This window comes from Streptomyces sp. NPDC026515 (genome assembly GCF_055567595.1).
Genome location: NZ_JBVHQD010000020.1, coordinates 18064 through 33515, shown reverse-complemented (window position 1 = coordinate 33515; position 15452 = coordinate 18064). Strand labels below are relative to the sequence as shown.

Below are 15452 nucleotides of genomic sequence, written 5' to 3'. Positions count from 1 at the left end.
TGATACCCACGTGGGCGGTTGGTCAGAACCCGCTACGAAGTCTCCTTCGAGTCCGCCACCGGCGAGGTCATGGGCCCGTGCCACGAGCGGACCGGCCGCATCGTTCTGAGGCTGAACGGCACCGCACTCGGGGCTCTGGACGTGCCGCCCGGACCTCCACACTTCATCCTGCTCACCCCGACCGCCCGTCCGCAGATCGACACCGCGGGCGTCCTCCACCTGCGCTGGCGGCAACTGGGCCGTGGACACGAGGCCGACCCGCCTGCCGCGTTCTTCGTGCGTCTCTGCCACGCGGGCGGCACCGTGGTCCTGCGGCCGGCCGTCAGCCTCACCGGCGACTCCTACGACCTCGACCTGCGCGACCTGCCACCATCAGTGCCTCGTCCAGGTCATCGCCACCAACGGGCACCACACCTCGTACGTCCGGCCCCGGCCTTTCCCCTGCCTCTGCGCCCTCCGAGGCTCCTGCCGGCGGAAACCGACGGACCCGTGCTGCACGTCCAAGGCCAGTCCCCGCAACACGGCCTCCTCACCGGCGCCGCCCTGACCTGGCAGGTCGACGGCTCACCGACGTCCCTGACCGGCGGACCCCTGGACGTGCGCACGCTCGGTGCGGGCACCCACGCACTGGCGGTGACCGCCACGGACCCCGCCGGCCTCACGGTCACCCAGGAGCTCGGGCCGTACAACGCAGCAACCGGCCTGCGCGTGCAGCCCCGGCCGGGCCTCTGACGGTGGACACCTCGAAAAAGTGCACAGGCGATTCCTGGGCGAATCCTCGTACGGATCACCCACTGCCGGCTCCGAGCATCGAGCTGACGCTGATGAGGTCCCGGACAGCGGCACGACCGCGTAGACGTACGCCGCCGGACCGCAGCCCGGCCGACGTCGGCCCCGGCGACCGGGCCACGTCGGCTACGGACCGCAGAAGGTGGCCTTGGTCAGTGACCGCGTTTCCATGGATGGTTTCGCTCCCTGCTCCAAGGGCACGCGGCCGGTGAGACTCCGCGGAGGTACTGAGATGAGCGTCGGAGAGAAGACGAAGGCGAAGGCCGAACAGGTCGCCGGAAAGATCGTACGGAAGACGGCCCACGCGGTGCATAACGAAACCCTCGCGGCCAAGGGTGCCGCCCTGGAAGCGCGAGGCAGGACGCGGGGCGTGAAGGAGAGCACGAAGGAAACCTTCAAGCGCTGATGCCCTTACGAGATCGGCAACGTCCGCTCGGTCACCCACGGCGCACCCTCGGTGCGGGGGCGCGGCCGGATCACTTCTGCGGTGCCCCGCGCAGCCGCGGGCCGCGGGGAGGGTCAGGTTGCCGGCGCGAAGGCCGTGATGGTCTCGGCGAGCTCGGCCGGGGCTTCCAACGGGATCAGGTGACCGCTGTGCGGGATGACGACGACGTCGGACCGGGACAGGTAGGGCACCAGGTTGTCGCGCAGCACGTCGACGGGCTCGACCCGATCGTTCTCTCCGGCGACCACGAGGGCCGGCACGGTGACCATGCGCGTCTGCTCGGTGACGTCCTGCGCGATACCGCGCAGCGGCCACTCGGTGCGGGCGTCGTCGGTGACGGTCCGCGAATCGGTCACGACCCGCGCCTTGAGCACAGCGGGCAGCTCGGTCGCGGTGAGTATGTGATCCCGCGCCCCGGCTACGGACTCGGTGGTGTCGTACGCGTGCGACAGGGCTTCCTGGTACTGGGGGGTGATCTGTGGGGCGGGCCTTGCCGGGCCGGAGCCGACGAGGACGATGCCGCGCAGGCCGGCGGGCCGTGTGGCCGCGACCAGCTGCGCGACCTTGCCCCCCATCGAATGCCCCACCAGGACGTAGTCGGTGACCCCCGCGTCGGCGAGCACGGCGAGGGTGTCGTCGGTGAGCTGACCGAGCGTGTAGGGGCCGGGCAGATCGCGCGACCGGCTCCACCCGCGGAAGTCGACCGTGAGTACGTCACGGCCCGCCAGGCGGTCGACGACGAGGTCCCAGGTGCGGGCGGAACCACCCCAGTAGTGCAGGAACACCAGGGTCGGCCCGGTCCCCGGCCGGTGGTCGTAAACGGGCAGAAGCTTCTGGTGCATCGTGTTCACGAAGTCTCTTTCGATCGGTGTGCCGGGCGAATGCCCTGCGTATTCATTGAAACTTCTGCACCAAGGACGGGTCATCGGCGTGATAGGTCGCCCGATGGTGAAAACTGGACACGTGAGCACGATCCGGCAGATGACCTACCAGGCCGCAGGACACACCGCCGCCGCGGTCGAGACGATGACGTTCGACCGCCTCCGCGAGCTGAACGACGGCGGCACGCAGCGCGCCGACTTCCATGTCCTCGCCATCGTCGACGCCGGACACGGCTCGGTCACGGTGGATTTCCTCCACCATCCGCTCGCGGAGCGGTCCGCGGTGTGGATTCCACCCGGCGCGGTGCACCGGTGGGACGACATCGCCGGTGTGGCGGGGCACCTCGTGCTGTTCGTGCCGACCGCGCCGGTCACCCACGCCACCCGGGAGCTCGTCACCTCACCGGACCTCGTCGCGTCCTGGAGCATCCCCGACGCCGACTGGCCCTACGTCGACACGGCGCGCAACCATCTCCTCATCGAGGAGTCCGCTGCACCCGAGAACTTCTCGACGGAACTGCCCCAGATCCTGCTCTCCGCGCTCGTTGCCCGGCTGCGCCCACCCGACTCCGAGGCAGGACCCCTTCCTCCGCTGTTCCTGATGTTCCGCTCCAGCGTCGAAACGCACTTCCGGGAACACCACGACGCCGGCTACTACGCCCGTGCTCTGGGATTCGCGCCCCGCACCCTTTCGCGAGCGGTGCAGCGGGCCACCGGCCGCACCGCGAAGGCGTACGTCGTCGACCGGATCGTCCTGGAAGCCAAACGGCTCCTCGCGCACGACCACTTCAGTGCGGCTCGCTGCGCCACCGCGCTCGGCTTTCCCGACGCATCCGCCTTCTCCGTCTTCTTCCGAAAGGCGACAGGCATGCGCCCAGGCGCATGGCAGGCCTCCCGAGGGGCCGTTCGGATCGCCCGTGCCCGCGGCGCCGACGTCTGCGCCGCCACCGGCGTGGAGAGCTGAGGCGTGCGGCGGCCGCCCTCGCCGACGCAGGGGCACTCAAGCCCCTGCCCGGCCCCCGGCGCGGAGAACGGCACCGCTCAGGGCGAGATCGTGACCGACATCGTCTGACGGAGGAAGCGGCTCGGCCCGGTCGGCGAGTCGAGCACCTGTCCCGGCTACTTGCCGCCGACCGGGTCCGTCGAGGCGTACAGCGCCTCGCGCAGGGTCGCCGTCGTCTGGGCGACCGCCGCCTTGTTGCCCTGTGTGTCACGCAGCGCGTTGAGCATCATGAAGTCGTGGGTGACTCCGCTGTAGTGCGTCGAGGTCACCTGCACGCCCGCCGACCTGAGCTTCGCGGCGTAGGCGTCGGCCGCGTCCAGCAGCGCGTCGGAGTCGGTGATGACCAGGGCCGGTGGCAGGCCGCGCAGTTGCTGGACGGTCGCCTTCAGCGGCGAGGCCAGCGGGTTGGCGCGGTCGGCGGTCTTCGGGGCGTAGGCGTTCCAGAACCACTTCATGGCCGGCCGGGTCAGCCAGCAGTTCTCGGCGTAGCGGGTGTACGACGCCGTGTCGAAGTCGGCGTCGGTGACCGGGTAGAGCATGACCTGCTGGCGGAAGTGCGGGCCCCCGCGCTGCTTGGCCATCATCGTGACCGCGGCAGTCATGTCGCCGCCGACGGAGTCACCGGCGACCGCCAGCCGGGAGGGGTCCAGGCTGATCTCGGCGCCGTGGACGCCGACCCACTTGGCGACGGCATACGCCTGCTCGATGGGGACGGGGAACTGGGCCTCGGGAGAGGGCGTGTAGTCGACGAAGACGACCTCGGCGCGGGCGCCGTTCGCGAGTTCGCGGACGAGGCGCTCGTGGGTCTTGAAGTTGCCGAGGACCCAGCCGCCGCCGTGGATGTAGACGATGCCGGGCAGCGTCCCCTTGACGCCGGCGGGGCGCACGATGTGGACGTTGACCGGACCCGTCGGGCCGCCCGGCACGGTGCGCTCGGTGATCTGCGCGGGCAGCATCGGGACGGGGCCCGCCTGGAGCTTGTTCAGCACATCGCGGGCGGCCGGGTACGACAGGTCGTACAGCGGCTTTCCGCCGGCGGCCGCGAGCTGGTCCAGGAAGTCCTGGTCGATCTTCTCGAGCTTCTGCGGCGGGTTGCCGCACGGCACGTACTTGGCGCCTTCGGCTGCCGCCGCCAAGCCCTGGCCGGTTCCGGGGGCGGCGCCGTCCCGGACGGTGCCGCAGGCGCTCATCGTGGTCGCCGTCGCCGTCAGGAGTGCTGCCACGGCGAGCCGGCGCAGGCGGCGGGCTCCGGGCACGGTGCGTATCGCGCCGATGTCTGTTGCTCTCATGTCTGCGGATTCCCTACGTGATCGGGTCGTCCCCCTCCGTAAGCCTGGCTGGCCCGAATGGCGTACACCATCGGGGTTAGGCCGGACGGGACACCGACCAGGTCAGCCGCGCAGGTCCCGCTCAGGCCGTCGCCGCATGCGGTCGGCCCGGCCTCCTCGGTCGTACGACCACCCCCCGGGGCCGTACAGGCCGCCGCCGACGGCGCCCGGAACCAGTCGGCGCGGAGTCCATCTCGGCGAAATCCGGTGTCAGGAAGCGCCCGCGCCATCGGGTGCGGGCTGGGTGCCAGGTGTGTAGCGGGCACGCATGGCGGGGCTGGCGGCGGGTCCTGCGGTGAATACGTAGGAGTGGCTGTCGTCGAGACGGCGGCCCGTCCTGGCGTCGACGACCACGGGCTCGACCTCTTCACCGCTGTCCGCGTCGACCAGGATCATGCTCCGCTGTTCGGGTGCCAGGCGCGCGTTGCCCCAGGCGGCGAGCGCGACGATCACCGGACGCAGGGAGCGGCCCAGCTCGGTCAGGACGTATTCATGGCGGGTCGGATTGGTCTGATAGGGGCGGCGTTCCAGCAGGCCGTCGGCGACGAGCTGCTTCAGGCGCGCGGTGAGCATGCTGGTCGAGATGCCGAGGTTCTCCTGGAACTGGTCGAAGCGGGTGTACCCGTCGAAGGCGTCGTGGAGGAGCAGGAGGGTCCACCACTCGCCGACGTGCTGCGCGGTCGTGGACAGCGGGCATTCGAGGTCCTCTGCCCTGATGCGGCTTGTCAAGGTTGACCACTCCCGGAGAGTTACTGCTAAAGTCGAAGTTACTGGCTTCTATTTTAGCAGTAACGACAGGAGCGGGCTCCCGTATACCCGCCCGCACCCCACGCCCCCACCCCAGAACGGCACTCACCATGACCACCCCCGTCCTCTCGACCGGCCCGTTCGGCGACTCACTGGAAGGCAGGCGCGCCCTGGTCACCGGCGGCACGAAAGGAGTCGGTGCGGCCGTCGCCCGACGGCTGGCCCAGGCCGGCGCCACCGTCCTCGTGACCGCACGCAGCCGACCGGACGAGGTCGCGGCCTCCGACATGATCGCCGCGGACCTGACCACCCCCGAGGGCGCCGCGACCGTGGTCGAGGAAGCCCGACGGCGCCTTGGCGGCATCGACATCCTGGTCAACAACCTGGGTGGCTCGGACGCGCCCTCGGGCGGATACGCGGCCCTCGGCGAGGACGACTGGGCCAGGGAGCTGAACGTCAACCTCCTCGCCGCCGTCCGCCTGGACCGCGGTCTGCTGCCCGCGATGATCGAGGCCGGGCGCGGAGTCATCATCCACGTCTCCTCGATCCAGCGTCGTATGCCGCTGTGGAACGGCACCCTCGCCTACGCGGCCGCCAAATCCGCGCTGACCACCTACAGCAAAGGTCTCGCCAACGAGGTCGCCCCGCACGGCATCCGCGTCAACACCGTCGCCCCGGGCTTCGTCCAGACCACCGCCGCCGACCACCTGGTCGCCCGTATCGCCCAGAACGCCGGCACCACCCAGGAAGCGGCCCTGGAAGAGCTCATGAACTCCCTGGGCGGAATCCCGCTCGGCCGCCCCAACCGCCCGGAGGAAGTCGCAGAACTCGTCGCCTTCCTCGCCTCGGACCGCGCCTCCGCCATCGTCGGCGCCGAGCACGTCATCGACGGCGGCACCCTCCCCACCGTGTGAACCCACCGACCCAGGACAGCGACATGCCCAACGAACAGCCTCAGACCATCGCTCCCGACGCCCTCCCCGAGGTGATCACCCGCTATCTCGACGCCCACCGTGCCCGCGACACCGCCACCGCGCTCGGCGCCTTCCACCCCGACGCCACCGTGACCGACGACGGCAGGACCCATCGGGGCGCACCGGCGATCGAGACCTGGCTGACGCGCGCCGCCGGCGAGTACACGTACACGACCGAACTGACGGCGGCGTGGAAGACCGCCCCGGACCGCTATGTCGCCACCCAGCACCTCGAAGGCGACTTCCCGGGCGGGACGGTAGACCTCCATTACCGCTTCACCCTCAGCGACGGCCGCATCGAGACCCTCGTCATCGAGCCCTGACACCGCTCGCCAAGTGCGAGCACCGCCAGCCATTGTCGGCCGGCCCTGGGGAGTTCTCCCGGCCTGACGACGAGGGTCCGTCGTGACGACGGCCCTCACCCGACGGGCCGACCAGGGCCGTCCCGACCAACTGCCCGCCACCCACCACCACGCCCACGGGGTGGGCCAGTTACCGCATCCGCGGTGAGAAGGGCAGCAGCCGGGGTGGCCCAGCACCTGTCAGCGGCGGCCGAAGCCATGGAGCTTCGACCTCGTCTGCTGGTGAGGCCTCAGGAAGGCCGGATCGTGATCACGTGACGAGCTCATAGGATGACCACGGTATTCCCGGGTGATCCATAGTGTCCTCAAGGGACCGGACGATGCTGGCCTTTCGGGTCCACCGGACGGAAACGGCAGACGCGACAACTGACATGGCGGTGACTCCTTGCCCTCACGCATAGCCCTCGTCGGTGCCGGTCGCATGGGGACACCGCTGTGTGGACGCCTTGTTTCGGCGGGCCACGCGGTGACCGTTTCCGATCTGCGTTCCGAACGGGAAGAAGCGGTGCGCTCGCTGGGCGCGGACTGGGCGCCCTCCGTCACGACCTCCGCGGCCGGGGCTGACGTACTGGTCACCGTGGTTCCCGGACCCGATGAGGCAGCGGCTGCTCTTCCGGATGCCGTCTTCGCAGCCCTTGCCCCGGGTGCCGTGTGGATCGACATGACGAGCAACGCCCCGGCAACCGCGCAAAAGCTGCGGGAACGAGCCGGTGCCCACGGCGTCGACGTTCTCGAAGCGCCCATGGGCGGGAGCCCGGACGACGCCGAAAGCGGGCACCTGCGGTTTTTCGTGGGCGGTTCCGCTGAACTCCTCGACCGGTGCAGGCCACTGCTGGAGGCCGTGACGACGTCGGACCGGATCCACCACATGGGCGGCCCCGGAACCGGCTATACGACGAAACTCCTCATCAACCTCCTCTGGTTCGGGCAGGCCACGGCCACCGCCGAAGCCCTGCTGCTCGGACGCCGAGCGGGCATCGACCTCTCTGCCCTGCGCGACACGCTGGCCGACAGCGCGGCGGGGAGCGACTTCATCCGCCGGGACCTGTCGGCCCTGTTCGCCGGTGACTACCTTCGCTCCTACGGTCTCGACCGCATCCACGACCAACTCGAGGTCATCACCGGCGAGGCCCGGGACCTCGGCACCCCACACGAGATGGCCGACACCGTATTGCGCATCCACCGGCTGGCTCTGGAGCGCTTCGGACCCGTCGATGGCGAACTCCTGGCCGTAGCCCTCCTGGAGGAGGCCGCCGGTACCCTGCTGCGCCCCTGACCGCTCCGGTGTCAGTTGATCCGCCGCTCTGGGGCGACGTTGGCGGCGGCGAAGAAGCCTCACCCGTCCTCGACGAGACGCAGGCAGCTGTGCGAGAAGGTGGAGTACGGGGAGAGCGCGCCGCACAGGCCGGCCGCGACGGCCAGCTGAACGGCGCCATCGTGGCCGGCCACCGCTCCCAGGACCGGACTGGCGAGCACGTTGAGGCTCGACGTCCCCCACGGGAAGACGGACTTCCACAGTCCCTGCAGTCCGCGCGTGCCGACCGCGGCGCACGTCACGGCCGCCGGCGCCGCCGCGAGGGTGCCGACGATGCTGACGAGCGCCGCTCCGGCGTCCCGTCCTGGATCAGCTGCTGGCTGTCGAGGGCGAAGGTCGAGAACGTCGTGAATCCGCCGAGCACTCCGGTGGCGAGGAAGGGTCTCAGCGGACGGCTTGGGTCGCTCATCTCGCTGAGCACCACCAGGACCACGCCGATCACCGCGCGGCCGGCCACGTTCACCGTGAACGTGGTGAGCGGAAAGCCGTCGGGACTCCGGGGCCACAGACGCAGTGCGGCGTCGCGTGCCTCCGCACCGAGTACCCCACCGGCGGCCACGACGGCGACGACGGCACCGCCGCACGCTCTCCACCGATGTTCGCTGACAGCGAGTGCGTCGAAGTCACAGTTCATCGGCTCCTTTCGGGATGGGCGTGTCCGTCAGCGCTGGAGGATCTCGACCAGGCGGGGGCCGGTGGCCGACGTTCCCTTGCGGATGTAGTCGGTGAAGTCGTCAAGGGATCCGGCCCGGTGGGTCTCCACGCCGTAACCGCGGGCGATGTCCAGCACGTTGAGGCCGCAGATGCCGAGGTAGTCGCCCTCGTGGACGTGCAGGGCCTCGGAGAACTCCTGCAGCGCGCGGTACGTGGTGGTGGTGGTGCAGACGACGAACGTGACGGCCATCTGACGGCGTGCCGCAGCCCACAGGGCGGCCCGGGTGTACTGCATCGCGCCGTCCCCGATCAGTGCCACCACGGGACGGTCCGGGTTTCCGAGCCGCAGTCCGGTGATCCGTACCAGGGCGTCGGACGGGTCACCGACCGAGATGCGCCCGAAAGGAGCACGTGCCGCCTCGTCCGGGTCGTCGGAGACCGCGTACACGCTGACGCCTCGTCGCGGGAAGTCGTCCGTGCCGGGTGCGTGGTAGCGGACACGGGCGCCCCGATGCACACCACGACGTCGTTCGAGCACGAGCGCCGGCGCCGAAGCGCGGCCGAGGGCCTGGACGAGGGTGTCGAGCGCCTTCCGCGGGACCACCGGGGCGCCGTCCACGTCACGGTCCAGCAACTGCTCCAGCGCGCTCACCTCGGCGGGTTCGGTCCAATCGTCCAGCGGGACGGACGGATGGACCACACCGCGGGGCGCGAGAGTCGGCGAGCATCAGCCCCTTGGACACCAGGGCCGGTCCGCCCTGCGGGCGCGGCGGCTCCCCCGACCATGTCACCAGCGGCTCGGCGAGCTCGACCGGGCCGGCGTTGGTGAGCATCACGCCGACCGGCACGTACCGCCGCGCCTGCTGACCCGCCATGACGACCATGGGCGTGTGACAGTCCGCCGTGTTGGCCGTACAGCCCATCGCGTTGCCGGTGCCGGAGGCCGCGTTCAGATCGAGGAGTCCGATCGTGCCCGAAGCCTGGGCGAAACCGTCGGCGATGGCGATCGCGGCGCCCTCCGGCAGCACCAGGCAGTACGGGATGTCGTCCGGAAGGCCGGTGAGGAAGGAGAGCCCGTCCGGCCCGGGGTTTCCGAACACCGCCTTCACGCCGTGGTGACGGAGAACGCCGTGGAAGTCGTCACTGACAGTAGTCGCAACGAGCCCTTCGGATGCACGAAGCCGATCGCTTCTCCGACCCCAGGACCAGTGCCGAACGCGGGCAGATTCCACCTGTCGGGAACATGTGTCCCGCTCCTGCCCCCGCGCACGGTCTCGGCGACCCGTGCGGTTCCGGGACGCCGAGACCGCACCCCGAAGAGCGCTATAGGGTGAAAAACGTCAAATGACTGGATGGCCGTTCGGTGTGGCCTCGGGACAGTGACCGCCCTGGAGGTGTGTGCCGTGCCCGGTGACGGATCATTCATGCTGGTTGCGCCGGACGGACGGGTGATCGGGTGGTCCGTCTCGGCAGAGAAGGTCTTCGGGTGGTCTGCGCAGGAGGCTGTCGGAAAACACATCGGTGAGCTCGTGGCGAGCGTGATCAGCGGCGAGGGCCGCTGGAGCTCCGCCGTCGTGGAGGCACTCTCGGCCTGCTCACCGATGATCTTCCACGTTCTGGATGCCGAACTGCGCATCGTCCAGGTCAGCGGTGTATGCGCGCGGAAACCGTCATATCCGGTTTCCGTGATCGGTGGAGCGTTCCGCGACGTCTACGGACTTGCCGCGCCTGCCGCGGAGGAGAAGGTCGCGCGGGGTGTTCTCAGCACCGGCAAGCCGGTGCTGGACCACGTCGTGCGGGCGCGCCTGCCCGGTGATCCCAGGACCAGGCACTACTCCCTCTCGTACATCCGGATGGAGAACCTGCACCACGACGCGGCGGGACTCGTCGTCCTGGCCCTCGACGTCTCCGACCGGGTACGTGCCACGCAGCGCCTGACGATCCTGCAAGCGGTACGCGACCGCGTGGACGAACAGCTCGACGTCATCGCCGTCTGCCGGGCCCTGACCGGTGCGGTCGTGCCCGGATTCTGCGGCATCGCCGTGGTGGAGGTGATCGACGGGGTCGTACGAGGTGAGGATCCGCCGCTGGCGCCGGTCGACGGCGCCGTACAACTGCTGCGCGCCGCGTTCCGCGGGGTGGTCTCGGCTCATCCCGTGGGCGGGGTGAGCCGACTGCCCGATGCCACGCCGTTCTCACGGGTACTGACCGACCTGCGCCCAAGGCGCGTCGACGTGACACCCGATGCTCTCTGGCTGTCCGCCGACACGGCCCGGGCGGCCTCGATCGCGCGGTCGGAGGCTCATTCCCTGATCGTCGCTCCGCTCGCCCTTCGTGGCCGGGCCATGGGGATCGTCAGCTTCTACCGGAGCGGCAGCGAGGAGCCGTTCGAGGAAGAGGACCTCGATCTGACCGCCGACGTGTGCGCCCACGCCGCGCTGTCCATCGACAACGCCCGCCGCTTCACGCGCGAAAGCACGATAGCCGCCACTCTGAAACGCCGGCTGCTGCCGCAACGGCCCGCCACCACCTCGGCGGTCGACATCGCGCGTCTGCACCTGCCCGGACCCGGCGGAGGCGGCGCCTGGTTCGATGTCATCGAGCTCTCGGGCGCCCGGACCGCCCTGGTCCTGGGAGACGTCGCCGGCCGGGGCGTCGCCACCGCCACCACCATGGGGCAGCTGCGGACCGTCATCCACTCCTTGGCCGCGCTCGACCTGGAACCGGACGAACTGATGGCCCAGCTCAGCGACACCGCCGCCCGCCTGGCGGGTGAACGTGCGGCGCTGCCGCCCGGCGACAGTCTCCAGACCGAGCCGCTCACCGCCGGGTGCCTGATCGCGGTGTACGACGCGGTCGAACAACACTGCACGATCGTGCGTGCGGGCCTGTCGGACCCCTACGTGGTCTACCCGGACGGCACAGCGGCCGCGATTGCCGTTCCGGAGGGCCCGGTGCTCGCCGGCCACGGCCACGCCCCGTTCCCCGCCACCACGGTCGAGCTGCCCGAGGGCAGCACCCTCGCTCTCTGCAACGAGAACCTGCTGATACCGAACGGCCACGTGGTGCCACTGCTCGCCGCAGGAGCCGAGGACTCCCTGGACGACGTGTGCGACACCGTCGCATACGCGCTGCGGGGCCGTGACGAAACGGAGAAGCTCCTGCTGCTGGCCCGCATCAAAGCGTTCCCCGCCGACCGGGTCGTGGTCCTTTCCCTGCCCCCCGGCAACGAGGCCGCCCCGCTCGCGCGCGCCGCGGCCCGACGCCAGCTCGCCGCGTGGAACATCGAGGAGGAGGAGGCCTTCACCGCCGAGATCGTCGTCAGCGAACTGGTGGGGAACGCGGTGCGCTACGGAGCCCCACCGCTCGAGCTGCGCCTCGTCCTGGACCGCCACCTGACCTGCGAGGTCCACGACGGCACGCCATGTGCCCCGCACCTCAAGCACGCCCGCACCGTCGACGAGGACGGACGCGGCCTCTTCATCGTCGCCACCCTCGCCGACAACTGGGGCACCCGCTACAGCCCCGACGGAAAGACGGTATGGGCTCGGCTGTCCGCGGGCCCGCCACCCTGAACGGTGTCGCCGCCCGTCTTCCGTCCGGCCGCCAAGTGGGGCATTCCACGTGGCACGTCGAGAAGGGGCGGCCTAGCGTCGTCGGCATGGTGGAGCGGAGCGCACGGGGCCGTGCGAACGACGCGGCGGTCCGACGGCCTCTCCTGGGCCCAGGATTCTGGGACGCCTTGCGACGGTCACCCGTTATGCCCGCTTCGGTGATCGTGCTTCTCGTCTCCGCGGCCGCCGGTGTCTTCGCCTGGTCCTACACCTACGCATTCGCCAACCCCTACCCGCACGACGTGCCGATCGCGGTGGTCGGCACGGAGGATGCGGACCACGGAGTGTTCCTGGCAGGCATGGACGAGGCGCTGGACATGTCGTTCGTCCCCCATCGTTTCGCCACGTACGCGCAGGCGAGGAACGCCGTCGACGAGCAGACGGTCTTCGCGGTCTTCGATGAGCAGCCGGGCAGGGCCGTCGTGATGGACGTCTCGTCCGCTTCCGGCGCCTCTGTCGCCGAACTGCTGGAGACCACGGGGCCGAAAGTCGGCAGGGCCGTCGGCGTGGACGTCGTGATCCGCGACATCAAGCCGAGCCAGAAGGGCGATCCCAGAGGCCTGGCGATCTTCTACGTCACGCTGGCATCCGTGGTCGTGGGGTTCGTGGGCGCCATCCAGCTCACCGTGCACGCGAGCGCGCTGGGCCCCGCCTCGCGGATCGGTTTCATCTGCGCGTACTGCCTGCTGGGCGCGTTCGCCATCGCGGCTGCCGTGGACTGGCTGCTCGGTGCCCTGTCGTTGCCGTTCCTTCAGGTGTGGCCGACCCTGGCGCTGGCGATGTACGTCGCGAGCACACTGTTCCTCATGTTCTTCGTCCTGATCGGACGCTGGGCGATCCTGCCCACATGGGCGATCATCGTGCTGATCGGCAATCCAGCGTCAGGCGGCGCGGTCTCCTGGCCCCTGCTGCCCCCGTTCCTGCGTCTCGTCGGACCGTGGCTCCCGTCGGGCGCCGCGATCGGTGCGATCCACACCGAGGTGTACTTTCCCGGCCACCTCCACAGCCTGCCGTTCCTGGTCCTCACCGGCTGGGCGCTGGTGGCAACATTCGTCTTCTGCTTGATCGAGTACCGCGAAGCACGGCCTCGACCACACTCGTGATCAGCATGTGCCGCGGGGCGATAGCGCCGTCCCCGTCGGGTGCTCACAGCACGCGCAGGACGCCGACGACCTTGCCGAGGATCCGCGCGTCGTCACCGGGGATCGGGGCGTACGCCGAGTTGCGGGGCATGAGCCACACCTTGCCGTCGTGCCGGCGGAGGACTTTCACCGTTGCCTCGTCGCCCAGGAGCGCGGCGACGATGTCGCCGTGGTCTGCGCTGTCCTGCCGCTTGACGGTGACGATGTCGCCGTCGCAGATGGCGGCGTCGATCATGGAGTCGCCGGAGACCGTCAGGGCGAACACCTCGCCGTCGCCGACGATCTGCCGGGGCAGCGTGTACACGTCCTCGACCACCTCGTCCGCGAGCAGCGGGATGCCGGCGGCAATGGTTCCGACGAGCGGGACCTCGACGGCCGCGTCGGCTCTGGTGCTGAGATCGGGGGCCCACGAGGGGCGGACCCGGTAGGCCCTCGGGGTGTGCGGGTCGCGGTAGATGACGCCCTTGTTCTCCAGCGTCATCAGCTGGTGGGCGACGGAGGACGTGCTGGCGAGCTGAACGGCCTGGCCGATCTCCCGCATCGATGGCGGGTAGCCCTGCCGGGCCACCGTCTGCTCGATATAGCCGACGATGGCCGCCTGCCGGTCCGTCAGCTCCCCTTCGGCGGCCCGAGGGCCTGGGGGCCGGCCTCGGCGCGAGGGCGTGCTGTTGTTCATGCCGGGCACCTCCGTACAAGATCCACAGAACGTGACTTTAACCCGCGGCTCCCATAAAGGGAACGTTGGTTCGACTCGCAGGGTGGATGGCTGCGCCGGCCGGGACGCCGTCGAGGCCGGTGGCGACGCCGAGGACCTTTCCGGGCTCGATCGTGCCGTCGAGGATGTCGGGCATCAGCTGCGCGATGCAGGTGCGGACCGGCGAGGGGCCGCCGGCCAGGCGGATGCTGTGGCGGAAGAGGCCGGCTGAACCGATGAGGGCCTCCTCGTACTGCGTGGGCCGACCCGGCTGATGACCCCGTCCGGCCGGACGGTGCCCAGGGCCTGGGGGTAGGCGGGCTCGGTGCCGACGGCCTCCACGACCACGTGTGCGCCATGGCCGCCGGCAACCTCGCGGGCCGCTTCGATGGCGGCCCTGACCTCCGAACCGGCTTCCTCGGCGGTGCCGGTGAACCGGTGGCCCGTCCGGGCAGGACCGTCCTGCGGCTTCATCGAGGCCTACGGCCACAGGCGGGTGCCGCAGACGCGGGATGCGGTGATCCGGACCAGAGCGTCGGTCGGGTACTTGACGACGGAGTCGGGAACGCCTTCGACGCGGACGTCACCGGCGCCCGGCACAAGAGCCGCTCGCATCGCTGACACCCCATGTCCCCAAAGGGGTGGTCCCGGGCCGGTCGCCGGGCGCGTCGACGGCCTTGCGCCGGTGGCCGGGGATCAGCTGGCCTGGGCCGTCGGCATGATGAAGACCTGCGGGAGGTTGACCCTCTGCGGACGGGAGGCGATGAAGCCGACGATCTGCGCGATGTCGTCGGACCTGAGCCAGTCGACGGTGTCCTTCGAACCCTCCAGCCACGCATTGGCACCGGCGTCCGTGACATGGTCCTGGAGTTCCGTGCCCACGATCCCGGGCTCGATCGCGCAGACGCGCACCTTCTTGGGACCCAGCTCGACCCGGAGGTGTTTCGACAGGTGCGAGACGAACGCCTTGGTGCCGGCGTAGACGGCGAACGTCGGGTAGAGGTTCTGCGCGGCGCTCGACGAGGTGTTGATCAGGTCGGCCAGACCGCGTTCGCCGGCGGCCCGCACGAGCTGCGGTGTGAAGGCGCCGATGACGTTCATCAGCCCGGAGATGTTCAGGTCGATCTGGCGCTGCCACTGGTCGGCGCGCAGCTCCTCGACGGGCGCGGGCAGCATGACGCCGGCGTTGTTGAGGAGCAGGTCCGCGGCGCCCAGTTCGGCCTCCACGCGGTCGGCGGCGGCCTGGACCGCGGCGGCGTCGGTCACGTCGACGGCGATCGCCACGGCGGTGCCGCCGTTCTTGGCGATCCGGGCGGCCAGCTCGTCGAGCCGGTCCGCGCGCCGCGCCAGCACGGCGACCTTCGCGCCCAGCGCCGCCAGGTGCTCGGCCGACGCCTCGCCGATGCCGCTGGACGCGCCGGTGATGACCGCCACCCGGCCGTCCAACGGCTCGGTGGAGGCCGGTGCGGGAATCTCGGTGGTCATGAGGTGACACCTTCCGGTG

At 70.2% G+C, this 15452-nt stretch carries 18 protein-coding genes; 8 read left to right on the top strand and 10 right to left on the bottom strand.

Annotated features, from left to right (window positions below; all coding sequences use genetic code 11):
• Positions 1 to 18: 18 nt before the first annotated feature.
• Both ACZ4O3_RS33895 and ACZ4O3_RS33890 read left to right on the top strand, forming a co-directional pair.
• Positions 19 to 732 (top strand): hypothetical protein, encoded by a 714-nt coding sequence (locus tag ACZ4O3_RS33895; protein WP_467725935.1) that lies wholly within the window; start codon positions 19 to 21, stop codon positions 730 to 732.
• Between the two features lie 289 nt (positions 733 to 1021).
• Positions 1022 to 1195, top strand: a complete 174-nt coding sequence (locus tag ACZ4O3_RS33890) for a hypothetical protein (RefSeq protein WP_362716003.1) — start codon at positions 1022 to 1024, stop codon at positions 1193 to 1195.
• A 113-nt stretch (positions 1196 to 1308) separates the two neighbouring features.
• Here the strand turns inward: ACZ4O3_RS33890 and ACZ4O3_RS33885 are convergent, their stop codons facing one another.
• The gene (locus tag ACZ4O3_RS33885) at positions 1309 to 2076 is read right to left on the bottom strand and encodes an alpha/beta fold hydrolase (RefSeq protein WP_467726105.1); all 768 of its coding nucleotides are present in this window, start codon (positions 2074 to 2076) and stop codon (positions 1309 to 1311) included.
• A 121-nt stretch (positions 2077 to 2197) separates the two neighbouring features.
• Here ACZ4O3_RS33885 and ACZ4O3_RS33880 point away from each other — a divergent pair, with 121 nt between their 5' ends.
• Complete coding sequence (locus ACZ4O3_RS33880; protein WP_467725933.1) at positions 2198 to 3079, top strand: helix-turn-helix domain-containing protein; 882 nt, start codon at positions 2198 to 2200, stop codon at positions 3077 to 3079.
• A 155-nt stretch (positions 3080 to 3234) separates the two neighbouring features.
• Here ACZ4O3_RS33880 and ACZ4O3_RS33875 read toward each other — a convergent pair whose 3' ends face one another.
• On the bottom strand, positions 3235 to 4407 hold the full coding sequence (locus ACZ4O3_RS33875; RefSeq protein ID WP_467725931.1) for an alpha/beta hydrolase: 1173 nt from the start codon (positions 4405 to 4407) through the stop codon (positions 3235 to 3237).
• A 249-nt stretch (positions 4408 to 4656) separates the two neighbouring features.
• The gene (locus ACZ4O3_RS33870) at positions 4657 to 5175 is read right to left on the bottom strand and encodes a winged helix-turn-helix transcriptional regulator (protein WP_467725930.1); all 519 of its coding nucleotides are present in this window, start codon (positions 5173 to 5175) and stop codon (positions 4657 to 4659) included.
• Positions 5176 to 5303: 128 nt separating this feature from the next.
• Between ACZ4O3_RS33870 and ACZ4O3_RS33865 the strand changes: the two genes are divergently transcribed.
• From ACZ4O3_RS33865 to ACZ4O3_RS33855, 3 genes are all read left to right on the top strand, one after another.
• The gene (locus tag ACZ4O3_RS33865; protein WP_467725928.1) at positions 5304 to 6107 is read left to right on the top strand and encodes an SDR family oxidoreductase; all 804 of its coding nucleotides are present in this window, start codon (positions 5304 to 5306) and stop codon (positions 6105 to 6107) included.
• Between the two features lie 23 nt (positions 6108 to 6130).
• Positions 6131 to 6490, top strand: coding sequence for a nuclear transport factor 2 family protein (locus ACZ4O3_RS33860; protein WP_362719398.1), 360 nt, complete (start codon positions 6131 to 6133; stop codon positions 6488 to 6490).
• A 424-nt stretch (positions 6491 to 6914) separates the two neighbouring features.
• Positions 6915 to 7805 (top strand): NAD(P)-dependent oxidoreductase, encoded by an 891-nt coding sequence (locus tag ACZ4O3_RS33855; protein WP_467725926.1) that lies wholly within the window; start codon positions 6915 to 6917, stop codon positions 7803 to 7805.
• A 59-nt stretch (positions 7806 to 7864) separates the two neighbouring features.
• On the opposite strand, the gene ACZ4O3_RS33850 is transcribed toward ACZ4O3_RS33855, so the two are convergent.
• From ACZ4O3_RS33850 to ACZ4O3_RS33835, 4 genes are read right to left on the bottom strand one after another with little or no spacing between them, the layout of a single operon-like run.
• A complete protein-coding gene (locus tag ACZ4O3_RS33850) occupies positions 7865 to 8086 on the bottom strand; it encodes a CrcB family protein (protein ID WP_467725925.1) in 222 nt (73 codons plus the stop codon).
• Entirely contained in the window at positions 8083 to 8478 is a 396-nt protein-coding gene (locus tag ACZ4O3_RS33845; protein WP_467725923.1) for a fluoride efflux transporter FluC, read from the bottom strand. Before ACZ4O3_RS33845 ends, ACZ4O3_RS33850 begins: the two co-directional genes overlap by 4 nt.
• 27 nt (positions 8479 to 8505) lie before the next feature.
• The gene (locus ACZ4O3_RS33840) at positions 8506 to 9150 is read right to left on the bottom strand and encodes a thiamine pyrophosphate-dependent enzyme (protein ID WP_467725922.1); all 645 of its coding nucleotides are present in this window, start codon (positions 9148 to 9150) and stop codon (positions 8506 to 8508) included.
• A complete protein-coding gene (locus ACZ4O3_RS33835; RefSeq protein ID WP_467725920.1) occupies positions 9119 to 9730 on the bottom strand; it encodes a thiamine pyrophosphate-binding protein in 612 nt (203 codons plus the stop codon). The genes ACZ4O3_RS33840 and ACZ4O3_RS33835 overlap by 32 nt, the downstream gene beginning before the upstream one ends.
• Positions 9731 to 9922: 192 nt before the next feature.
• Between ACZ4O3_RS33835 and ACZ4O3_RS33830 the strand changes: the two genes are divergently transcribed.
• A complete protein-coding gene (locus ACZ4O3_RS33830) occupies positions 9923 to 12073 on the top strand; it encodes a SpoIIE family protein phosphatase (RefSeq protein WP_467725919.1) in 2151 nt (716 codons plus the stop codon).
• Positions 12074 to 12258: 185 nt separating this feature from the next.
• Positions 12259 to 13215, top strand: a complete 957-nt coding sequence (locus tag ACZ4O3_RS33825) for an ABC transporter permease (RefSeq protein ID WP_467725918.1) — start codon at positions 12259 to 12261, stop codon at positions 13213 to 13215.
• Positions 13216 to 13258: 43 nt separating this feature from the next.
• On the opposite strand, the gene lexA is transcribed toward ACZ4O3_RS33825, so the two are convergent.
• From lexA to ACZ4O3_RS33810, 3 genes are all read right to left on the bottom strand, one after another.
• Positions 13259 to 13930 (bottom strand): transcriptional repressor LexA, encoded by a 672-nt coding sequence (gene lexA / locus ACZ4O3_RS33820; RefSeq protein WP_467725917.1) that lies wholly within the window; start codon positions 13928 to 13930, stop codon positions 13259 to 13261.
• A 498-nt stretch (positions 13931 to 14428) separates the two neighbouring features.
• Positions 14429 to 14563, bottom strand: coding sequence for a hypothetical protein (locus ACZ4O3_RS33815; RefSeq protein ID WP_362719370.1), 135 nt, complete (start codon positions 14561 to 14563; stop codon positions 14429 to 14431).
• Between the two features lie 81 nt (positions 14564 to 14644).
• On the bottom strand, positions 14645 to 15433 hold the full coding sequence (locus tag ACZ4O3_RS33810; protein WP_467725916.1) for an SDR family oxidoreductase: 789 nt from the start codon (positions 15431 to 15433) through the stop codon (positions 14645 to 14647).
• Positions 15434 to 15452: the final 19 nt, after the last annotated feature.

Bases quoted from the DNA above. Each gene is read 5' to 3' on its own strand.
- ACZ4O3_RS33890 (WP_362716003.1), top strand. From the start codon at position 1,022: ATGAGCGTCGGAGAGAAGACGAAGGCGAAGGCCGAACAGGTCGCCGGA.
- ACZ4O3_RS33885 (WP_467726105.1), bottom strand. From the start codon at position 2,076: ATGCACCAGAAGCTTCTGCCCGTTTACGACCACCGGCCGGGGACCGGG.
- ACZ4O3_RS33875 (WP_467725931.1), bottom strand. From the start codon at position 4,407: ATGAGAGCAACAGACATCGGCGCGATACGCACCGTGCCCGGAGCCCGC.
- ACZ4O3_RS33865 (WP_467725928.1), top strand. From the start codon at position 5,304: ATGACCACCCCCGTCCTCTCGACCGGCCCGTTCGGCGACTCACTGGAA.
- ACZ4O3_RS33860 (WP_362719398.1), top strand. From the start codon at position 6,131: ATGCCCAACGAACAGCCTCAGACCATCGCTCCCGACGCCCTCCCCGAG.
- ACZ4O3_RS33845 (WP_467725923.1), bottom strand. From the start codon at position 8,478: ATGAACTGTGACTTCGACGCACTCGCTGTCAGCGAACATCGGTGGAGA.
- ACZ4O3_RS33830 (WP_467725919.1), top strand. From the start codon at position 9,923: ATGCTGGTTGCGCCGGACGGACGGGTGATCGGGTGGTCCGTCTCGGCA.
- ACZ4O3_RS33825 (WP_467725918.1), top strand. From the start codon at position 12,259: ATGCCCGCTTCGGTGATCGTGCTTCTCGTCTCCGCGGCCGCCGGTGTC.
- lexA (WP_467725917.1), bottom strand. From the start codon at position 13,930: ATGAACAACAGCACGCCCTCGCGCCGAGGCCGGCCCCCAGGCCCTCGG.
- ACZ4O3_RS33815 (WP_362719370.1), bottom strand. From the start codon at position 14,563: ATGCGAGCGGCTCTTGTGCCGGGCGCCGGTGACGTCCGCGTCGAAGGC.
- ACZ4O3_RS33810 (WP_467725916.1), bottom strand. From the start codon at position 15,433: ATGACCACCGAGATTCCCGCACCGGCCTCCACCGAGCCGTTGGACGGC.